The organism is Duganella aceris, assembly GCF_011090165.1.
GTDB lineage: Bacteria > Pseudomonadota > Gammaproteobacteria > Burkholderiales > Burkholderiaceae_D > Rugamonas > Rugamonas aceris.
In genome coordinates, this window is record NZ_JAADJT010000022.1 from 1 (window position 1) to 18744 (window position 18744).

The 18744-nt window shown below is 64.9% G+C and carries 19 protein-coding genes; 13 read left to right on the top strand and 6 right to left on the bottom strand.

The annotated features are described in order from the left end of the window. The 3 genes from GW587_RS29670 to GW587_RS29680 all read left to right on the top strand — a co-directional run. The coding region (locus tag GW587_RS29670) for a transposase (RefSeq protein WP_166108515.1) at nt 1-342 on the top strand (342 nt) is incomplete at its 5' end. Nucleotides 343-574: 232 nt separating this feature from the next. Continuing rightward, on the top strand, nt 575-832 hold the full coding sequence (locus GW587_RS29675; RefSeq protein WP_166108516.1) for a helix-turn-helix domain-containing protein: 258 nt from the start codon (nt 575-577) through the stop codon (nt 830-832). Nucleotides 833-835: 3 nt separating this feature from the next. Continuing rightward, nucleotides 836-2164 (top strand): type II toxin-antitoxin system HipA family toxin, encoded by a 1329-nt coding sequence (locus GW587_RS29680; protein WP_166108517.1) that lies wholly within the window; start codon nt 836-838, stop codon nt 2162-2164. A 1090-nt stretch (nt 2165-3254) separates the two neighbouring features. On the opposite strand, the gene GW587_RS29690 is transcribed toward GW587_RS29680, so the two are convergent. Continuing rightward, complete coding sequence (locus GW587_RS29690) at nt 3255-3740, bottom strand: FxDxF family PEP-CTERM protein (protein WP_166108519.1); 486 nt, start codon at nt 3738-3740, stop codon at nt 3255-3257. A 224-nt stretch (nt 3741-3964) separates the two neighbouring features. Between GW587_RS29690 and GW587_RS29695 the strand changes: the two genes are divergently transcribed. After that, nucleotides 3965-4549, top strand: a complete 585-nt coding sequence (locus tag GW587_RS29695) for a TetR/AcrR family transcriptional regulator (protein WP_166108520.1) — start codon at nt 3965-3967, stop codon at nt 4547-4549. A gap of 17 nt (nt 4550-4566) precedes the next feature. After that, a complete protein-coding gene (map, locus tag GW587_RS29700; protein WP_166108521.1) occupies nt 4567-5403 on the top strand; it encodes a type I methionyl aminopeptidase in 837 nt (278 codons plus the stop codon). 69 nt (nt 5404-5472) lie between these two features. Here the strand turns inward: map and GW587_RS29705 are convergent, their stop codons facing one another. From GW587_RS29705 to GW587_RS29715, 3 genes are all read right to left on the bottom strand, one after another. Further along, complete coding sequence (locus GW587_RS29705) at nt 5473-7488, bottom strand: DUF4910 domain-containing protein (RefSeq protein WP_166108522.1); 2016 nt, start codon at nt 7486-7488, stop codon at nt 5473-5475. A 68-nt stretch (nt 7489-7556) separates the two neighbouring features. Beyond that, nucleotides 7557-8495, bottom strand: coding sequence for an AEC family transporter (locus tag GW587_RS29710; RefSeq protein WP_166108523.1), 939 nt, complete (start codon nt 8493-8495; stop codon nt 7557-7559). Between the two features lies 1 nt (nt 8496). Further along, a complete protein-coding gene (locus GW587_RS29715; protein WP_166108524.1) occupies nt 8497-9363 on the bottom strand; it encodes an alpha/beta fold hydrolase in 867 nt (288 codons plus the stop codon). 143 nt (nt 9364-9506) lie between these two features. Between GW587_RS29715 and GW587_RS29720 the strand changes: the two genes are divergently transcribed. Genes GW587_RS29720 through GW587_RS29735 form a run of 4 tightly spaced genes read left to right on the top strand, consistent with a single transcriptional unit; the run spans nt 9507 to nt 14311 of the window. Further along, complete coding sequence (locus GW587_RS29720) at nt 9507-10229, top strand: gluconate 2-dehydrogenase subunit 3 family protein (protein WP_166108525.1); 723 nt, start codon at nt 9507-9509, stop codon at nt 10227-10229. Nucleotides 10230-10231: 2 nt separating this feature from the next. Then, the gene (locus GW587_RS29725) at nt 10232-11998 is read left to right on the top strand and encodes a GMC family oxidoreductase (protein ID WP_371875665.1); all 1767 of its coding nucleotides are present in this window, start codon (nt 10232-10234) and stop codon (nt 11996-11998) included. Further along, nucleotides 11995-13308 (top strand): cytochrome c, encoded by a 1314-nt coding sequence (locus tag GW587_RS29730; RefSeq protein WP_166108527.1) that lies wholly within the window; start codon nt 11995-11997, stop codon nt 13306-13308. Before GW587_RS29725 ends, GW587_RS29730 begins: the two co-directional genes overlap by 4 nt. 16 nt (nt 13309-13324) lie before the next feature. Further along, nucleotides 13325-14311 carry an alpha/beta fold hydrolase gene (locus GW587_RS29735; RefSeq protein ID WP_166108528.1) on the top strand — a complete coding sequence of 329 codons (987 nt, stop codon included), beginning with the start codon at nt 13325-13327 and terminating at the stop codon, nt 14309-14311. 18 nt (nt 14312-14329) lie between these two features. On the opposite strand, the gene GW587_RS29740 is transcribed toward GW587_RS29735, so the two are convergent. Together GW587_RS29740 and GW587_RS29745 are read right to left on the bottom strand one after the other, a co-directional pair. Further along, nucleotides 14330-15115 carry an anti-sigma factor family protein gene (locus tag GW587_RS29740; protein ID WP_166108529.1) on the bottom strand — a complete coding sequence of 262 codons (786 nt, stop codon included), beginning with the start codon at nt 15113-15115 and terminating at the stop codon, nt 14330-14332. 5 nt (nt 15116-15120) lie between these two features. Further along, entirely contained in the window at nt 15121-15654 is a 534-nt protein-coding gene (locus GW587_RS29745; protein WP_166108530.1) for a sigma-70 family RNA polymerase sigma factor, read from the bottom strand. Nucleotides 15655-15803: 149 nt separating this feature from the next. Between GW587_RS29745 and GW587_RS29750 the strand changes: the two genes are divergently transcribed. From GW587_RS29750 to GW587_RS29765, 4 genes are all read left to right on the top strand, one after another. Further along, nucleotides 15804-16679 (top strand): metallophosphoesterase family protein, encoded by an 876-nt coding sequence (locus GW587_RS29750; RefSeq protein WP_166108580.1) that lies wholly within the window; start codon nt 15804-15806, stop codon nt 16677-16679. A 3-nt stretch (nt 16680-16682) separates the two neighbouring features. Next, nucleotides 16683-17039: a cupredoxin domain-containing protein gene (locus tag GW587_RS29755; RefSeq protein ID WP_229259724.1), complete on the top strand. Its 357-nt coding sequence runs from the start codon at nt 16683-16685 to the stop codon at nt 17037-17039. A 104-nt stretch (nt 17040-17143) separates the two neighbouring features. Then, a complete protein-coding gene (gene paoA, locus GW587_RS29760; RefSeq protein ID WP_166108531.1) occupies nt 17144-17791 on the top strand; it encodes an aldehyde dehydrogenase iron-sulfur subunit PaoA in 648 nt (215 codons plus the stop codon). Then, the gene (locus tag GW587_RS29765; protein ID WP_166108532.1) at nt 17788-18741 is read left to right on the top strand and encodes an FAD binding domain-containing protein; all 954 of its coding nucleotides are present in this window, start codon (nt 17788-17790) and stop codon (nt 18739-18741) included. The genes paoA and GW587_RS29765 overlap by 4 nt, the downstream gene beginning before the upstream one ends. Nucleotides 18742-18744: the final 3 nt, after the last annotated feature.

Genomic DNA, 18744 nt, shown 5'->3' on the forward strand with positions numbered 1-18744 from the left:
GAATTGTTGGCCGCAAACCAAGCGTTGATGACGGTCTACGTGATGAGGGCGAGCTTGAAGGAACTCTGGCAGCCCACAGATCCTCGGCGCTGGCGGACTGCTTGGCGAGCGTGGCACGCCATGACAATAAGCAGCGCCATTGAGCCACTGGTTCGCTTTGCCAAACGCCTTAAATTGTACTGGAGAGGTATCTTGGCCCGAATGCGTTGGCCGATGCACACCGGCCAACTCGAAGGCATAAACAACCGGATCAAGGTCATGAAACGCATGGCCTACGGGTATCGCGACTCTGATTTCTTCTTCATGAAGATCAAAGCCGCGTTTCCCGGTAATCCGCGATGAACCTTTTTTTTCGCCTTCTCATAGCCGGTTGCTGCTGGACATCGACGCCCATCGCGGCAGCTGCCAATTCCGGCAAGGCGAGAACCCCGCGCTACCGTGGCGTGAGATCGGCCCATTCCTCGCCCACTTGCAGCGGCGGGTGAGCAATTACTTGTATCAAAGGTATTTGACCGATACCTGTTATAAGCGTAATCTGAAAATATTCGTTATAAAGGTAAAGCGCGGGAATCCGATGAGGCAAATTCTATCGCTCTCCAAACAGCTTGGCCCGATTATCCAGTCGGCGCGAAAGTCCGCAGGGTTGTCGCAGACGGAGCTGGCGCAACGCCTGGGCATCAGCCAAAGCCGCATCTCGGCGATGGAACTCGATCCGGGATCGATCAACGTCGAGCAGCTGCTGGCGCTGCTGGCCGCGTTGAATCACGAAGTGCTGGTGCAGCCGAAGACGAGCATCGGTGAAGAGCGTGGTTCGAACACGTCGGAATGGTAAGACATGGGACGCAAATCGCATTCTCGGTCGCTGTCGGTGTGGAGCAATGGCGAGCGCGTCGGAACCTGGACTATCCCGCCACGTGGCGAAACGCAATTCCTTTACGATAAATCCTGGAGGGAATCGGCGCTGGGACGGCCATTGTCGCTATCGCTGCCCTACACCGGCGATGAGCCATTGCGAGGCGATGTCGTCCGCGATTTCTTCGACAATCTCCTTCCCGACAGCGAGCCGATACGCAAGCGCCTGGCGTCGCACTACAAGCTCGCTTCCATCGAAGCATTCGACTTGCTGCAAGAAATCGGTCGGGACTGCGTTGGCGCGGTCCAGTTGCTGAAGGAGGACGAAGCGCCGACCGACGTCCAGCGCATCGAAGGCAGCCTCATGTCCGAGGAAGATGTCGAGCGACACCTGATCCAGCTGACGCGGTCGGGACCGTTAGGACTCGGAGAGGCCGCCGACGACCTACGCATCTCGCTCGCCGGCGCACAGGAAAAAACCGCTCTGCTGTGGCACAACGGCGGCTGGATGCGTCCGCATGGTTCGACGCCCACCACGCACATGCTCAAACTGCCGTTGGGCCTGGTCGGCCGCCGCAAGGCCGACTTGACCGCATCGGTCGAGAATGAATGGCTGTGCATGAATCTGCTGGCGGAGTTCGGCCTTCCGGTCGCCAAAACGGCCATCTTGAATTTTGGTACTCAAAAGGTATTAGGCGTCGAACGCTTCGACCGAAAAATGCACTCGTCCGGGAAATGGATCATGCGCCTGCCGCAGGAAGACTTCTGCCAGGCTCTAGGGGTACCGCCGCATCTGAAGTACGAAAGCGACGGCGGTCCAGGACTGTTGGAACTGGCAACAGTGCTGCGCGGCTCCGAGCGCGCGGAGGAGGATCTGACCACGCTGCTGACCAGCCAAGTACTGTTTTGGCTGATGGCCGCACCGGATGGCCACGCAAAGAACTTCAGCATTCACTTGTTGCCAACAGGTCGCTACGCGCTTGCACCCTTATACGACGTCATGTCGATCTGGCCGATTGAAGGCGGCGGCGCGAATCAATATTCGCTTCACAACGCCAAGCTGGCGATGGCCATATTGGGCAAGAACAAACACTATCGCTTCGCTGACGTGCAGCGCCGACACTTCAACAGCACCGCCGCCAAGTGTTTCCTGCGCGCCGATGCGGAAGAGGTTATCGAAAGCGTGCTGGCGCGAACTTCCGGCGCGATCGAGGCAGTAGCGGCGCGGTTGCCGTCTGGCTTCCCCGACCGGGTTGCGAAAACGATTTTCGGGGGGATCAAACGATCCGCACAGCAATTGGCCGCAGGTTGATCTCAAATGCGCGCTGCACAAAATTTTATGTCGAGCACGAAGGTGGGGTTCACAAAGCGGCTGAGTCCGCTATCGGGATCTGATACAAACCGCCGAAGCCGCCGGTAATCGTCTAACCAACAATTCGCTATGTAAGACTCAATCTATGCTATTCGAATCCGAGCGGTTTCAAGGACGCCTTACCAAACCTGTTAGCTGGTCAGATCACGTCTTCCGTTACAGCGAGTTCACGGGAATTAATACAGAAGGGGGCGATGTTGACTCAGTGTTCGTTTCATGCAAAATCGAAAACTGTGAATGGTATTGGGGGCTATTTAACCTTGAGATCTTCGTCGCGGTCGATTTCAACAAATGCATTTTCAGAGGCACGGCTTTTTCTGGTTCAAAATTCGTAGATTGCTCCTTCAATAATTGCGAGTTCCTTAAGGACAACCTCGGCGCGAGTTGCTCATTTGACGACGTCGTTTGGTACGGATGTACGCAAAATAACTGCACAGGATTGAACGAGTAATTTCGAAATCGCACTCGTGCTTGACGTCTCTGCTGAAAATTGGATAGTGATAATTTGCGCATTTTTATTTTTAGCCAAAGTGATGTGTTTGGCATCGCCATTCCGGTACCAGCCAACACGTCCAACGACGATGTTTGAGGTATCGCTTTCTCTGAAAGATTACCCATGCAAAAGAAGAAACGGTAGCTCATGATCGCACCGGCGTTGCCTCATCACGCAAGACATCAATCCCCTGGCTACAATTGGCCGTGTCTGGTCAACTACGACTCGGCGGCAAACACTCAGATGAGCCTCGCGGCGACTCTACAACGTCTACGGTGGAAATGTTCGTACCGGAGCAATGCACTGCGGCATATTCGTACGGATGCGAACGTTATTCCTCAGGAATTTGTGAGTCGGACCAGAAAGGCTGGGCATGTACCATCTGGAGCCCGGGGAGTTCTTCAAGTTGTACTGTACCGCAGCGCCAACCATCAGCTGGTTCCCAGTGACAGGGCTGTAGCAGCAAACGGGCGAAAAAAAACAGACCGAAGTCTGTTTTTTTTGCTTGTACCGGACGCCATTGGCGTCCAGCGGGCATTAAGCCTTGTTGCGGCGGCGAGCGATCGCGCCAACCAGGCCCAGGCCGACCAGCATCATGCCGTAGGTTTCTGGTTCAGGTACGGCGGTCACGTTCAGGTCCAGCGAACCGACGAAAGCGCCGCCCATTGGGGTGCCGGTCACGACCAGATGGTGCACGGTCGAGGTCAGCGACGTCAGATCGAACGTCCAGTAATCCGCACGGCTGTTATTGACCACTGGCGTGAAGGCAGCGCCGTCCAGGGTGACGCCGGTAACGTTGTAACCGGAAACGCCGGTGAAGTTGGCCGAAATCTGGGCGAAAAAGTCGGTCGCGGTGGCGAAATTGGTCAGGTCCAGATCAAAGGTGTTGACCGCAGCCGAACCAGTGAAGTCCGCCGAGTACGAAGTGGTCGTCACCGGGGTCAGGTTGATAGGGGTGTTCGCCGATGCGACAGCCGAGGAGATCAGCAGCGCGGCTGCCAGGATGGTGGATTTAAAGTTCATTAGATTCTCGTAGATAGTTAAGTTAAATTACGGATAATTGCCGTAAGGTATTGTTTCTTTGGAGGAAATCACTTTTAATAAGTGCTTAAGACAGATAGTACATAGGCTCAATGATGAATGCAATCAATTTCATTAAAAACAATTCAAATGTTCATTTAGAACTATTTCGGAGCCGTTTCCAGCGGCTACTTGACGATTTCAAATAGAATCTGTATTCTATTTGGATGGTCAGAATCGCAAAATACAACGAAGACGGGTTTATCGAGAGCGCAATCTTTATTGCCGCGCAGTGCGGCATCGGCGCGGTGTCGATGGCGTCCATCGCGTCCAAGGCGGGCGCGCCGATCGGCTCGCTCTATCACCGCTTCGACTCGCGCGACACGGTGCTGGCGCGCGCCTGGCTGAAGGTGAGGGCGGATTTCCGCGCCGACGTCGGACGCCACTGGGCCGATGGCGACACCTGGCGTGCGGTCGAGGCGCTGGTCCGGTGGTGCCGCAGCAAACCGGTGTACGCGCGCTTCATGCTGCAATCCGACGAGGCGCCGGACTTCGGTGAACTGGCGGCGCCGTTGCGCGCGGAACTGGAAGCCGACCAGGCCGAACTGGACGCCGCCTTCGCGCTCTGCCTGCGTAGCTTGCCGGCCGATGTCGACGATCCCATTCACCTGCTGCGCTTCATGCTGATCGGCGCACCGGTGGCCATGATCAAGCCATTCCTGAACCAGGAGCTGCCCATTCCCCCATCCATCGACGCCGTGCTGCGCTCCTCGCACGACGCCGTCCGCACCTGGACGGCCAAGGCGGCCTGATATAACAAAGCGAACCCATGAAACATTCCCAGCAGACCGACCACGGCAAGCCGATTCCGCTGCACGACGAGGCCGAGGTCGCGGCCATGCGTCGCGTCTGCCGGATCGCGGCGGACACGCTCGACATGATCGCGCCGCACGTCAAGCCCGGCGTTTCCACGGCCGAGCTCGATGCACTGTGCGAAGCCTCTATGCGCGACGCCGGCAGCGTCCCCGCCACGATCGGCTACCACGGCTATCAGCACGCCAGCTGCATCTCGGTCAACCATGTGGTCACGCACGGCGTGCCGTCGAGCACGAAGCTGCTGCGCGAGGGCGATATCGTCAACATCGACATCTCGCCCCTGCTCGACGGCTGGCATGGCGACACCAGCCGCACCTTCCAGGTCGGCGCGGTCTCGATCCTGGCCGAGCGCCTGGTCAGGAAGACCTACGAGGCGCTGTTCGCCGGCATCGACGCGGTCCGTCCCGGCGCGACCCTTGGCGACGTCGGCGCCGCGATCGAAGCGTTGGCGCGGGCGCAGGGTTTTTCGACCGTGCGCGATTTCTGCGGCCACGGCATCGGCCGGGTGTTCCACGACGCGCCGCAAGTGCTGCACTACGGCCGCGCCGGCACCGGCGTCGTGCTGGAGCCGGGCATGATTTTCACCATCGAACCGATGCTCAACGCGGGCGGCCATCAGGTCAAGACGCTGCCGGATAAATGGACCACGGTGACCAAGGACCATTCGCTGTCGGCGCAGTTCGAGCACACGGTCGCGGTCACCGAGACCGGGGTCGAAGTCCTGACGCTGTCGGCGGACGAGCGGGCCAGGCTGGCGCCTGCCTATGCTCCGTTCTTCGCAACGGCTTGAATTGGCTCGCCATGCATGCCGCCGAGCTTTACGCCAGATCGCCGGCGGGTTTGCATTGTCTTCCTGACGCTAGCGCCAGCTGACGATGCCCGCGCGCGCCAGCCGGTCGAAATGGGTGGCGATCAGCGCTTGCGGCACCGCCGCGTAGCGGCCGGTGAGGATGTCGCGGATCTCGGCGATGCTGCGCTTGCCGTCGGCCAGGTTCATCGCTTCGTACAGTATCAGCTCGGCGTCGCCTTCGGTGAGCTCCGGCATCGCCGGCAGCGAGCCGGCGCTGATGTTGCGCTCGGCCAGCGTGGCGTTGAAGTGGTCGTAGTAATACACATTCAACGGACCTCGAATGGCGGCGGCGGGCACCGGCACCCGGGCGTCGCCCGCGCCGGCGCTCGCTGCCGGCAGCGAAACGGTCTGTGTTGTCAATTGATCGGCCCATGCGTCGGCCACCTTCGCCGTGGCGGGCCAGCGCTGCGCCACCGTCCGCAGCCTGGCGCGCTGCATGGCCAGCGCTTCGCGCACCGCCAATGCGCCGTCGCGCGGATCGTCGCCGAGCGCCATGCGCAGGCGGGCTTGCGCCAGTTCCTGTTCGCCGTCGTAGCGCGCCAAGGTCAACAGACGCGCCGCCTCGTTGTCGGGCAGCGCGGCCAGCGTGTAGGCGATGCCTGCGCCCAGATACGTCACCCGTCCCAGCTTGGTGGCGTCGAGGTTTTCCGGCTGGTCCTTGTTGGTGTGGATGGTGGTGTCCGGCCAGTCGTGGAAGTACAGCATCGGCACCCCCCAGCCGGCCGCCTGGAATACCTCGTGATCGCTGCCCAGCTCCACCGCCCGCATGTCGCCGAGGAACACGTCGCGCGAGCCGCCCGGTGCGGCGAAGCCGGCGTACGCGTCGCCGCCGCGCTCCGCGTATTGCGCCGATGCCTTGCTGATTTCGTCGAAGAAGGCCTTGCCGATATCGTTGAGCACATGTGGCAGCGTCTGCGCGGTGCGCGACAAATGGAAGGTGCTGTGCGTTGCGCCCAGCAGCGCGCCGACCATGTCCATGTGGATGCCGCCGACGATCTTGATCTCCGGGTGGCTGGCCAGCCACGCCTGCGATCCGGCGATCTCCGGCGTCCACAGGAAGCGGATCGTCAGGCGCGGCCGCGCGATGGCGCCGGATTGAATCGCCCGGTTCAGCGCGCGCGCCACTTGCAGGATGGCGGCGCTGCCGGACGCGTTGTCGTTGGCGCCGGCCGATTGGTGGCACAGGTGCGCGGTCAGGACCACTTCGCCGGCGGACGGATCGGTGCCGGGTATGGTGGCGCTGACCACGTCCAGCGCGGCCGGCGTCATGCGCGCCTGGACCACGGCGTGCAGGGTGACCTGCTCCGCTGCGGCCAGGCGCGCGCGGTAGCCGTTGGCCTGGCGCTTGGACAGCATGAAGGCGAAGCTGTTTTTGGTTTGATACGGCGACAGGTGCCCCCAGCGCACCAGGTCCGGGTCGTCGCCGGACCAGGCGGTGGTCTGGTTCGGATAGTCGGACAGGATGCCGAGCGCGCCGCGCTCTTCGACCGCGAGCTTGTGCACCAGCGGCAGCGGTCCGCTGGCCAGCACCAGTTTGCCTTTGACGTCGCGCCCTTCGTAGTCGGCGGCCGCCGCGCCGCCGCCGACGCTCACCAGCGTCGCCTTGACGTCGGCGTTCTGGCTGTAATCGGCCAGCGCCACCGGCAGTTCCGGGAAGCGGGCCACGGGCCGGAGCTGCGGACTCACTTCATCCAGTCGCGCCGACCTGGCATCCCAGCCGAGATAGCTGCGGAAATGTGCGTACCTGGTGTTGCCATCGGACGGGAAGTGCTCGACCACCGCGTCGCGCATGCCGGCCGCCAGCGCCTGCTCCCGTACCCAGCCGGCGGCGGCGGCGTAGCCGGGCGAGCCGTGCACGCGATGGAAGCGGCCCAGCGCGCGCACGCTCTCCAGCGCGGCCTGGCCGTCGACCTCGGCCTGGATGGCCGCCGGCACCGCGTCGGGCCAGAACGGAATGCGGCGTTCGGCGGCGTCCGCGGCGGCGGCGGCGAACAAGACGATGAGCAGGGACGTGAGCTTGGACAAGGGCGACTCCGGTTGACGAGGTATCCGACCATACTGTCACAGCCGCGCGGCCAGCGCAATGGACGGCGCTAACCCACGGTGCGGAACCAGGTCACCAGCACCGAGATCGTGATGATCGACAGGATGGTCGAAGCGAGGATGCTGCCGGCGCTGCCGCTGGCTTCACGCTGGTACATATTGGCCAGCATGAAGGGGCCGGTGCCGGTCGGCAGCGCCGCCAGCACCACGGCGATCGCGGTCATCGTCGGCGGCAGCGCGAACACCCAATGCGCCAGCGCCCAGGTCAGCGCCGGCTGGCCGATCAACTTGAGCGCGACCTGCGCGCTGAGCGCCGGCAGCGGCGGACGACTGCGCAACTCGCCGATAAACAGTCCCAGCGCGACCAGCGCGCACGGACTGGCGGCGCTGGCCAGCAGCGTCAGGAAGCGGTTCGGCCCCTCGGGCAGCGGCGGGCCAAAGTCGGCATACAAGGCGCCCAGCAGCGGCGCCAGCAGCATCGGATTCTTCAGCAGCGACAGGCCGACCTTGCGCGCGATCTTCCACCCGCCGCCGCCTTCGCTGACGCCCAGCTCCACCACCGTCACCGCGATGCCGAACAGCACGCAGACGGTGAGGATCGAGGTGATCGTCACAGGCGTCATGCTGGATGGGCCAAAGGCGGCCAGGCACAAGGGAAAGCCGATGAAGCCGACATTGGCGTACGCCGCGTTCAATCCTTCCAGGCTGGCGTCGGCCAGCGCACCGCCGCGACCGCGCCGCACCGCCACGGTGGCGGCGTAGATCAAGCCGCTGCCAAGGCCGAAGGCGCCGATGAAGCCCGGCTGGTCGAGTTGCGACCAGCTGGCCTTGGCCATGATCTGGAACAGCAGCGCCGGCATGCCGAGGTACACCACGAAGCGGTTCATCTCATACGCGCCGGCCGGCCCCATCCAGCCGAAGTAACGCGCCAGCCAGCCGACGCCGATCAGCGCGAAGATCGGCAGGACGATGGAGAACAGGACCGCCATGCTATCCGGCCCAGCCTTCCAGGAAGGACAGCAGTTCGGCATTCACCAGTTCCGGTTGCTCCTCCTGCGGCAGATGGCCGGCCTGCGGAATCGCGGCGGTGCGCAGGTCGCTGGCCATTTCCGCCCATACCTCGGCCATGTCGAACATCTGGCCGACCGCGTGGAAGTCCTGGCCCCACAAGGCCAGCGTCGGACAGGCGATGCGGATGTCGGCGTCGACCTTGTCCTGCGCCACATCCTCGCCGATGGCGCGGTAGTCCGACATGCAGCCGCGCAGCGCGCCGGGACGACGGTAGGCTTCGACATAGGTGTCGAACGCCGCGCCGGAAATCGCCAGCGGGTTGTAGCACCAGTCGGAGAACAAGTGGCGCAGCCACAAGTCTTCGCGGCCGCTGATCAACGCTTCCGGCAGGTCCGGCACCTGGTTGAAGATGAAGAACCAGTACGAGTTCGCCAGTTGCGGGCTGAATTCGCGCGCCACGATGCGGGTTGGAACGTTGTCCATCACCACCAGCCGGTCCAGCATCTCGGGGTGGTCCTTGGCGAAGCGGGTGGCGACGCGGGCGCCGCGGTCGTGTCCGACCAACGCGATCTTCGGAATATCCAGCGCGCGCAGGAGCTCGCGCAGGTCCAGCGCCATGTTGCGCTTGTCGTAGCCGCCGGCCGGCTTGTCGGTCTCGCCGTAGCCGCGCAGGTCGGGGGCGATCACGCGATAGCGCTTGGCCAGCTCCGGCATCTGGAAGCGCCAGGCGAAGCTGGTCTCGGGAAAACCGTGCAGCAGCACCACCGGCGCGCCCTGGCCGGCTTCGAGGTAGTGCTGGCGGATGCCGTTGGCGCGCAGCGTGTGGTGTTTGATGTCGATGCTCATGATGGTCCTTGTGAATTAGCCCGGTGGATTAGAGCACGCGGTTTTTCAGCCTGCCATGGGTCATGCGGCATAACTGCAATTGGCCGGTTTCTCCCATCCTTATGGCAGGGGGGCCGCGCGCGGATCGGCCATACACTCGCTGCATGAACAAACCAGACCCCGACCACCTCGGCATGCCGCTGCGCCGCCGCGATTTCCTGCGCGGCGCGGCCGGCATGGCGCTGACCTCCACACTGCCGGCAACAGCCGCCGCCACCGCCAGCGGCGTGGTCGCGGCGCCGTCCGTCGCACACCAGCCGGCGTATTTCACCGCGCCGGAGTGGGCCTTCATCAACGCCGCCGTCGACCGCCTGATTCCTGCCGACGGCAATGGTCCGGGCGGCGTCGAGGCCGGCGTGCCGGTGTTCCTCGACCTGCAGATGGAGCTGCCTTACGGTCATGGCGCCTACTGGTACATGCAGGGACCGTTCCATCCCGAGATGCCGCCGACGCTGGGTTACCAGCTGCGCCAGACGCCGCGCGAGTTGTACCGGCTCGGCATCGCGCTGGCCGACCGCGTCTGCCTCGACGCGCATCGCAAGCCGTTCGCGCAGCTCGATGGCGCGACGCGCGACGCGGTGCTGCACATGCTGGAAAAAGGCGCCACCGCCAGCGACGGCACGATGGCGGCCGCCTTTTTCGGGCTGCTGCTGAAGAACACGCGTGAAGGATATTTCGCCGATCCGCGTTACGGCGGCAACCGCAAGATGGCGGCCTGGAAGATGATCGGCTTCCCCGGCGCGCGCGCCGACTTCACCGACTGGATCGACCAGCAGGGCAAGCCGTATCCCTACGGCCCGGTGGCGATCGACGGCTCGAAAGGATGACGATGAAGGCAGTGGACGCAGTCATTATCGGTTACGGCTGGACCGGCGCCATCATGGCCAAGGAGCTGACCGACGCCGGCTTGTCGGTGTTGGTGCTGGAGCGCGGTCCGGCGCGCGACACCTCGCCGGATTTCGAGTATCCGCGCATCGCCGATGAACTCAAGCACGCGGTGCGCGGCGACCTGTGGCATCCGCTGGCGCGGGAGACCTTCACCATCCGCCACAAGCGCGGCGACACCGCCGTCCCGTACCGCCAGTACGGCACCATCGTGCTCGGCACCGGAACCGGCGGCGCCGGCGCGCACTGGAACGGCCAACAATGGCGCGCCTCGCCGAACGACCTGCGCTTGCGCAGCGCGTACGAGGAGCGCTACGGCAAGAAGTTCATCCCGTCCGACATGACGATCCAGGACTACGGCATCAGCTTCGAGGAGCTGGAGCCGCACTTCGATCACTTTGAAAAGGTCGGTGGCGTGGCCGGCAGCGCCGGCAATCTGCGCGGCAAGCTGGTCGACGGCGGCAACCCGTTCGAGGGCGCGCGCAGCAGCCCTTATCCGAACCGGCCGATGGCGCCCATCCTCAGTTCGCAGCTGTTCGCCAAGGCGGCGCGCGAACTTGGCTACCAGCCTTTTCCAGTGCCGGCGGCGAACAGCACCAGCGCCTACACCAATCCTTACGGCGTGCGCATGGGGCCTTGCAACCTGTGCGGCTTTTGCGAAGGTTTCGGCTGCTTCCTGTATTCGAAGGCTTCGCCGCAGACCACGATACTTCCGGTGCTGAAGGGACGGGCCAACCTGGAGGTCCGCCACAATGCCTATGTGACCCGCATCCTGCTCGACGGCGGCGGCAAGCTGGCCACCGGCGTGCGGTATGTCGACGCCAACGGCCGCGAAGTGGACCAGCCGGCGGCGCTGGTGGTGCTGGCGGCGTTCCAGCTCAATAACGTGCGCATGCTGCTGTTGTCGGGCATTGGTCAGCCTTACGATCCGGTCAGCGGCAAGGGCACGGTCGGCAAGAATTACGCGTACCAGATGGTCAGCAGCACCAGCGCCTTCTTCGGCCAGGAGGTGCACATGAATCCCTTCGTCGGCGCCGGCGCGGCCGGCCAGCAGGCCATCGACGAATTCAACGCCGATCACTTCGATCATGCCAGGATGGGCTTCGTCGGCGGCGCGATGATCTTCGCCGGGGCAACCGGCGGCCGTCCCATCGTGCAGATGCCGTTGCCGCCCGATGCCCCGCAATGGGGCAGCGGCTGGAAGAGCGCGGTGCGTCGGCACTATGCGCATTCAAGCTCGGTCGCGACCATGGGATCGGTGATGGCGTACCGCGACCGCTATCTCGATCTCGATCCGACTTATCGCGACGCGCACGGCCTGCCGCTGCTGCGCATGACCTTCGACTGGCATCCGAACGAGTACCGGATGACGGCCTTCGCCTCCGAGCGCGCCGGCGAGATCGTGCGCGCGATGCGGCCGCAGCGGGTCAGCCAGCATGTGCTGCGGCCCGGCGACAGTTACGATACGCGGGTGTATCAGTCATCGCACACCACCGGCGGCGCGATCATCGGCAGCGATCCATCCAACAGCGTGCTGAACCGCTATTCGCAATGCTGGGATGTGCCGAACGTGTTTGTGTTCGGCGCCTCGTCCTTCCCGCAGAATATCGGCTACAACCCGACCGGCCTGGTGGGCGCGCTGACGTATTTCGCCGCCGCCAAGATTCGGTCGAGCTACCTGAAGTCCGGCGGCCCGTTGGTGCAGGCATGAGGGCCCGTGCGCTGCTGCTCGCGGCGGGGCTGGCCGGCGCCGGCTTGCTGGCGCTGGTCGGCATGACGCGCTGGTCCGACCTGCACGCCGGCGCCGCGCCGCAATCGGCGCCGTTCAGCGCCGGGATGATCACGCGCGGCGCCTACCTGGCCAAGGTCGGGGACTGCGCGGCTTGTCACAGCGTGGCGGGCGCGGCGCCGTTTTCCGGCGGCTTGAAGATGCTGACGCCGATCGGCGCCATCTACACCAGCAATATCACGCCCGACGTGCGCAACGGCATCGGCGCCTACAGCCTGGCGGATTTCGACCGAGCCTTGCGCTTCGGCGTCGCGTCGGGTCATACGCTGTACCCGGCGATGCCGTACAGCGCCTATTCCATCACCGCGCCGGCGGATGTGGCGGCGCTGTATGCCTATTTCATGCGCGGCGTCGCGCCCGATCCCGCGCCCAACCGCGACAGCGAGATACCGTTCCCGTTGTCGATGCGCTGGCCGCTGACGCTGTGGCGCTGGGCTTTCGCACCCGAGCCCCGGGCGTTCAGCGCATCGAACGACGCGCGGCTGTCGCGCGGCGCCTACCTGGTCGAAGGATTGGGCCATTGCGGCGACTGCCATACGGCGCGCGGTCCGGCGTTGCAGGTGCGCGCGCTGGGCGCGTCCGGCGGTCCCGCCTACCTGGCCGGCGCGATGATCGACGGCTGGCACGCGCCCAGCCTGCGCAATGGCGACCGCACCAGCATCGGCGCGTGGAGCGAGATGGAGATCGCGGCGTTCCTGCGCAGCGGCAACAACCGCCACGGCATCGCCTTCGCGTCGATGAACGAGGTGATCGTCAACAGCACCCAGTTCCTGACCGAGGACGATGCGCTGGCCGTGGCCCGCTTCCTGAAATCGCTGAACGACCCGGCCGGCGGCGCCTACGTCTACGACGCCACCGCCAGCCTGGCGCTGCGGCGCGGCGACGCCGGCGCGCGCGGCGCGCAGCTATACCTGGACAATTGCGCGGCGTGCCACCGTCCGGACGGGCGCGGCTACGAAGGCGTGTTCCCGGCGCTGGCCGGCAACCCGGTGCTGACATCCGCGCCGCACGACTCGGTGGTGCGCATCATCCTGCAAGGAATGCGCACGCCGCGCACCGCCGCCGCTCCGGCGCAGTTCACCATGCCGGCCTTCGCCTGGCGCCTGTCGGACCAGGACGTGGCCGACGTCGCCACGTTCGTCCGCGCCAGCTGGGGCAACCAGGCGCCGGCGGTGGACGCCAAGGCCATCGCCCGCTTGCGTCCCAAAGATCAACCCACCCCCAACCACTGACAAAAAGGACCACTCCATGTCGACCAAACCTGAGAATCACATCAACCCGTCGCGCCGCTCCGCCATGCTGGGCAGCGCCACTGCTGCTGCGGCGGCGGTCGCCGCCGCGCTGCCGTTGGCCGCGGTCAGCACCAACAGCCAGGCCGCCGCCGGCGGCAAGGTGCAAAAGACCGCCAGCATCCTGACCACGCGCGACGGCGTGGAGATCTACTACAAGGACTGGGGGCCGAAGACCGGCCAGCCGGTGGTGCTGAGCCACGGCTGGCCGTTGAACGCGGACAGCTGGGAATCGGCCGCCTTTCACCTGGCCAGCAACGGCTTCCGCGTGGTGTGCCACGACCGCCGCGGACACGGCCGCTCCAGCCAGCCATGGGAGGGCAACGATATGGACCACTATGCCGACGACCTGGCGCAACTGATCGAGGCGCTGGATTTGAAGAACATCATCCTGGCCGGCTTCTCCACCGGCGGCGGCGAAGTGGCGCGGTATGTGGGGCGGCATGGCACCCGGCGCATCGCCAAGCTGGCGCTGGTCTCGGCCGTCACGCCGCTGATGCTGAAGACCGACACCAACCCGGGCGGCCTGCCGCTGGAAGTGTTCGACGGCATCCGCGCCGCCTCGGCGGCCAATCGCGGCCAGTTGTACCTGGACTTCGCCGCCGGCCCGTTCTACAACTACAACCGGCCGGGCGCCAAGCCGTCGCAGGGCTTGATCAACGCCTTCTACAACCAGGGCATGCAGGCCGGCCACAAGAACACCTACGACTCGATCGCGGCGTTCGCCCAGACCGACTTCCGCGACGACTTGAAGAAGTTCGACAAGCCGACGCTGATCATCCACGGCGAGGATGATCAAGTGGTGCCGATCGACGCCGCCGGACGCGCCGCCGCCAAGATCGTCAAGAACGCCAAGCTGATCACCTATCCGGGCGCGCCGCATGGCCTGACCGACACCCACAAGGACAAGTTCAACGCCGACTTCCTGGCGTTCGCCAAATCCTGATCGAAGGCGCGCGTTCGGCTATGGCGCGGCCGGACGCGCCACCTGGTCCTGGAAGCGCCGCGCGAAGTCGGCCAGGTCCTGCGGGTTCATGTCGGAGACGGCGGAAAACATCATGCCGCCCTGCGACCAGCGCAGCAGGTGGAAGCCCTGGCGCTCGCTGGCCCGTGGCGCGCGGTCGCGCGGCGACGAGGCGGGCCACACGTACAGGTTCATGATGTGCTGGCGATGGCGGTAGGCCAGCGCGGCCACCGGCCGTTGTTGCAGATAGTCGAGCCGTCCGCCGACCAGCGCATAGCCTTGCGGCGCCAGGTCGACCACCGGCGGCGAGAAGTCCAGCTTGCCGGCGAACCACGGCTTGACGGTGTGCTGGTCGGTCGAGACGACGTCGGCCAGATGGTCCGGCATCAGCGCGCGGAAATGGCTGGCGACCAGTTCCCGCTCGGCCAGCTCGTCGCCGGACGGCTGGCCCAGATATAGCGCCAGCGTGACGGCGAAGGCGGTAGTGGCGGCCGCCGCCAGGCCGAGGTTGATCCACGCCCACGGCCAGGCGGTGGCGAAACGGCGCGCCGGCCGTTGCGCGTGTTGCGCCCGCAACGCGGTCTGGATGCGATGCTTCAGGTGCGGCGGCGCGGTGTAGACCGTGGCCTGCGCGGCGATGCGCTCATGCAGCGCCTCGATCGCGGCCAGCGCGGCGCGGCAGTCGGCGCAGTCGTCGAGGTGGGTCAGCAGCCGGCATTGATCGGCCGGGTTCAGCTCGGCGTCCTGCGCCGCCGACATCAGCGCTTGCGATTGTTGGCAATCCATCTTGCTTAGTCTCCCGCCTGGTCAGGTTGTAGATACGCCAGCAGCAGCTTGCGGGCGCGGGCGAGGCGCGACATCACGGTGCCGATCGGCGTCGCCGTCACCTGTGCGATTTCCTTGTACGACATCTCGTCCATTTCCTTCAACACCAGCACCTCGCGGAACGCCGGCGGCAAGCGGGCCAGCGCGCTGTCGACGCTGCGGCCGGCGTCGCGGCTGGCGGCGATGTCGGCCGGGTCGCCGCCGCCATCGCGGTCGTGCAGCGCTTCGTCATAGCTGACGTCGCCGTCTTGCGGCAAGCCGTCGCGCAGCGTCGTGTAGTAGGTGTGGCGCACGATCGTGAGCAGCCAGGCGCGCGCGTCGCCGCCGCGAAAGCCGCCGTGGAAGCGGAATGCGCGCAGGTAGGCGTTTTGCACCAGGTCGTCGGCGTCGTGTTGATTGCGGGTCAGCCAGCGCGCCAGGTTGTAGGCGGCGTCCAGATGCGGCATGGCCATCGCCTCGAACCGTGCGGTGTCGTCGTCGTCGCCCAAATGCTTGTCCATGTAGTGGTCCAGTGTATGAAGACTCGGCTTGCGGCGTTTTTATTCCCGCCCAGGCGAAGAAAAAAAATATAAATCATTTCGGGAATAGGGACGTCGCGATCCGGGTTTTAGTCGGTAGGTCTTACCACACACAAGAGGAGCATAGCATGATGGATCGCAGAGGTTTTCTGGGGCTGGGCGCGGCGGGCGGCGGCGCCGTCTTCCTGTCCGGCCTGTACGGCATGGCATGGGCTGAGGGGCACGACGATTTTTACTTCGTGCAATTGTCCGATTCGCACTGGGGCTACAAGGGGCCCGCCAATCCGGAGGCCGACAGCACCTTGAGGCAGGCGGTGACGGCGGTCAACAGCCTGCCGGTCAGGCCGGAGTTCATCGTCTTCACCGGCGACCTGACCCACACCACCGACGATCCTGCCGAGCGCCGCCGCCGCATGACGGAGTTCAAGCAGATCGTCGCCGGCCTGGCGGTGCGGGAGATCCACTTCCTGCCGGGCGAACACGACGCCTCGCTGGACAATGGCGCCGCCTTCCGGGAGTTGTTCGGGCCGACCCACTACAGTTTCGACCACAAGGGCGTGCATTTCATCGCGCTCGACAATGTCTCCGATCCCGGCGCGCGCATCGGCGAGGCGCAACTGGCGTGGCTGAAGGCGGATCTGTCCCGGCAAGCCAGCGACGCGCGCATCGTGGTGCTGACGCACCGGCCGCTGTTCGACCTGGCGCCGACATGGGACTGGGCCACGCGCGACGGCGAACAAGCGATGGCCTTGCTGATGCCGTATGCGAACGTCACCGTGTTCTACGGCCACATCCACCAGGAGCACCACCACCAGAGCGGGCATATCGCCCATCATTCGGCCAAGTCGCTGATCTTTCCGCTGCCCGCGCCCGGCTCGCAGGAAAAGCGCGCGCCCTTGCCCTGGGACCCGGCGGCGCCGGGCAAAGGCCTCGGCTTCCGCGAGGTCGAGGCGGAAGCCGGGCTGGCCGACTACCGGATCACCGAGTTTCCCGCGATGAAAGCCTGAATCATGATGTCGTCCAGAAGAAGGTTGCTGCTGGCGGCGCCGCTGCTGCTGGCGTCCAGCGCCATGCTGGCCAAAGCGCCGAAGCGGCGCGTGATCCGGATCGAAGCCCGGAAATTCCGCTTTGCGCCGAATGTCATCGAGTTGAAGGCGGGCGAGGAAGTGGTACTGGAGTTGACCGCGATCGACTTCGTGCATGGCTTCAGCCTGCCGGACTTCAATCTGCGGGTCGATCTGGTCATGGGCAAGCCGGTGCGGGTGACGCTCAAGCCGGAGCGCGAGGGCCGCTTTGGCTTTCTATGCGACAACTTCTGCGGCAGTGGTCACGAGGAAATGGCCGGCACCATCGTGGTCAAGGCCTAGAGGTTAGGTGGCGCACACAGGCGGGCCAATCGTGCTTAGCCCCGATCCGTAATGCATTTACTATAAGGCTGATATTCCACATCAGCCCAGAGGATGCAAACAATATGGACGACCTTAGCGATATCACCATCACCCGGCGCAGCCTGCTGATCGCAGGCGCGCTGACCGCCACCTCGGCGGCGATGCCGCTGTCGGCGGATGCCCAAACCCCGGCCACCGCGCCTTCCAGTCCGCCACCCTCCATGACCAAATTCTCCTTCGACGTGAACGGCAAGCGGCAGATGCTGGAAGTCGACACCCGCACCACGCTGCTCGACGCCTTGCGCGAACACCTGCACCTGACCGGCACCAAGAAGGGCTGCGACCATGGCCAGTGCGGCGCCTGCACCGTCATCGTCGACGGCCGCCGCATCAATTCCTGCCTGACCCTGGCCGTGATGCACGACGGCGGTAAGATCACCACCATCGAAGGCCTCGGCACGCCGGCGAAGCTGCATCCGATGCAGGCCGCTTTCGTCAAGCACGACGGCTATCAGTGCGGCTACTGTACCCCCGGGCAGATCTGTTCCGCCGTGGCGGCCCTGGATGAAATCAAGCAAGGCATTCCGAGCCACGTCAGCCCCGACCTGAACGTCAAGCCGCTGCTGAGCGCCGAGGAATTGCGCGAGCGCATGAGCGGCAACATCTGTCGATGTGGCGCCTACTCCAACATCATCGATGCGATCACCGAAGTGGCGGGGGGAACGGCATGAGAGCCTTTACATACCAACGCGCGCAGTCGCCCGCCGAAGCCGCCGCCGCTGCCGCGCGCACACCCGGCGCCCGCTTCATCGCCGGCGGCACCAACCTGCTGGACTTGATGAAGCTGGAGATCGAGACCCCGACCCATCTGATCGACGTCAACGGCCTGGCGCTGGACAAGATCGAAGCGACCTCGGAAGGCGGACTGCGCATCGGCGCGCTGGTGCGCAACACCGACCTGGCCGCCGACCAGCGCGTGCGGCGCGACTACGCGGTGCTGTCGCGGGCCTTGCTGGCCGGCGCGTCGACCCAGCTGCGCAATAAGGCGACCACGGCGGGCAACCTGTTGCAGCGCACGCGCTGCCCGTACTTCTACGACACCAACCAGCCGTGCAACAAGCGGCAGCCAGGCAGCGGATGTTCCGCCATCGGCGGCTTCAGCCGCAACCATGCCATCGTCGGCACCAGCGATGCCTGCATCGCGACCCATCCGAGCGACATGGCGGTGGCGATGCAGCTGCTGGACGCCGGCGTCGAAACGGTGCGGCCTGACGGTTCGACCCGCACCATCCCGATCGCCGACTTCCATCGCTTGCCGGGCAGCACGCCGCATATCGAGACCGCGCTGATGCCTGGCGAACTGATCACCGGAGTGACCTTGCCCAAGCCGCTGGGCGGCACGCATATTTACCGCAAGGTGCGCGACCGTTCGTCGTACGCGTTCGCGCTGATCTCGGTCGCGGCCGTGGTGCAGGCGGACGGCAGCGGGCGCGTCGCGCTGGGCGGTGTGGCGCACAAGCCGTGGCGCGTGCCGGCGGCCGACGCCAGCATGCCGCAGGGCGGCAAGGCGGTGGCGGAGCAGTTGCTGGCCGGCGCCAAGACAAGCGCCGAAAACGCGTTCAAGATTCCGCTGGTCCAGCGCACGCTGGCATCGGTGCTGGCCGAAGCGAAGAAAGGTTAATCC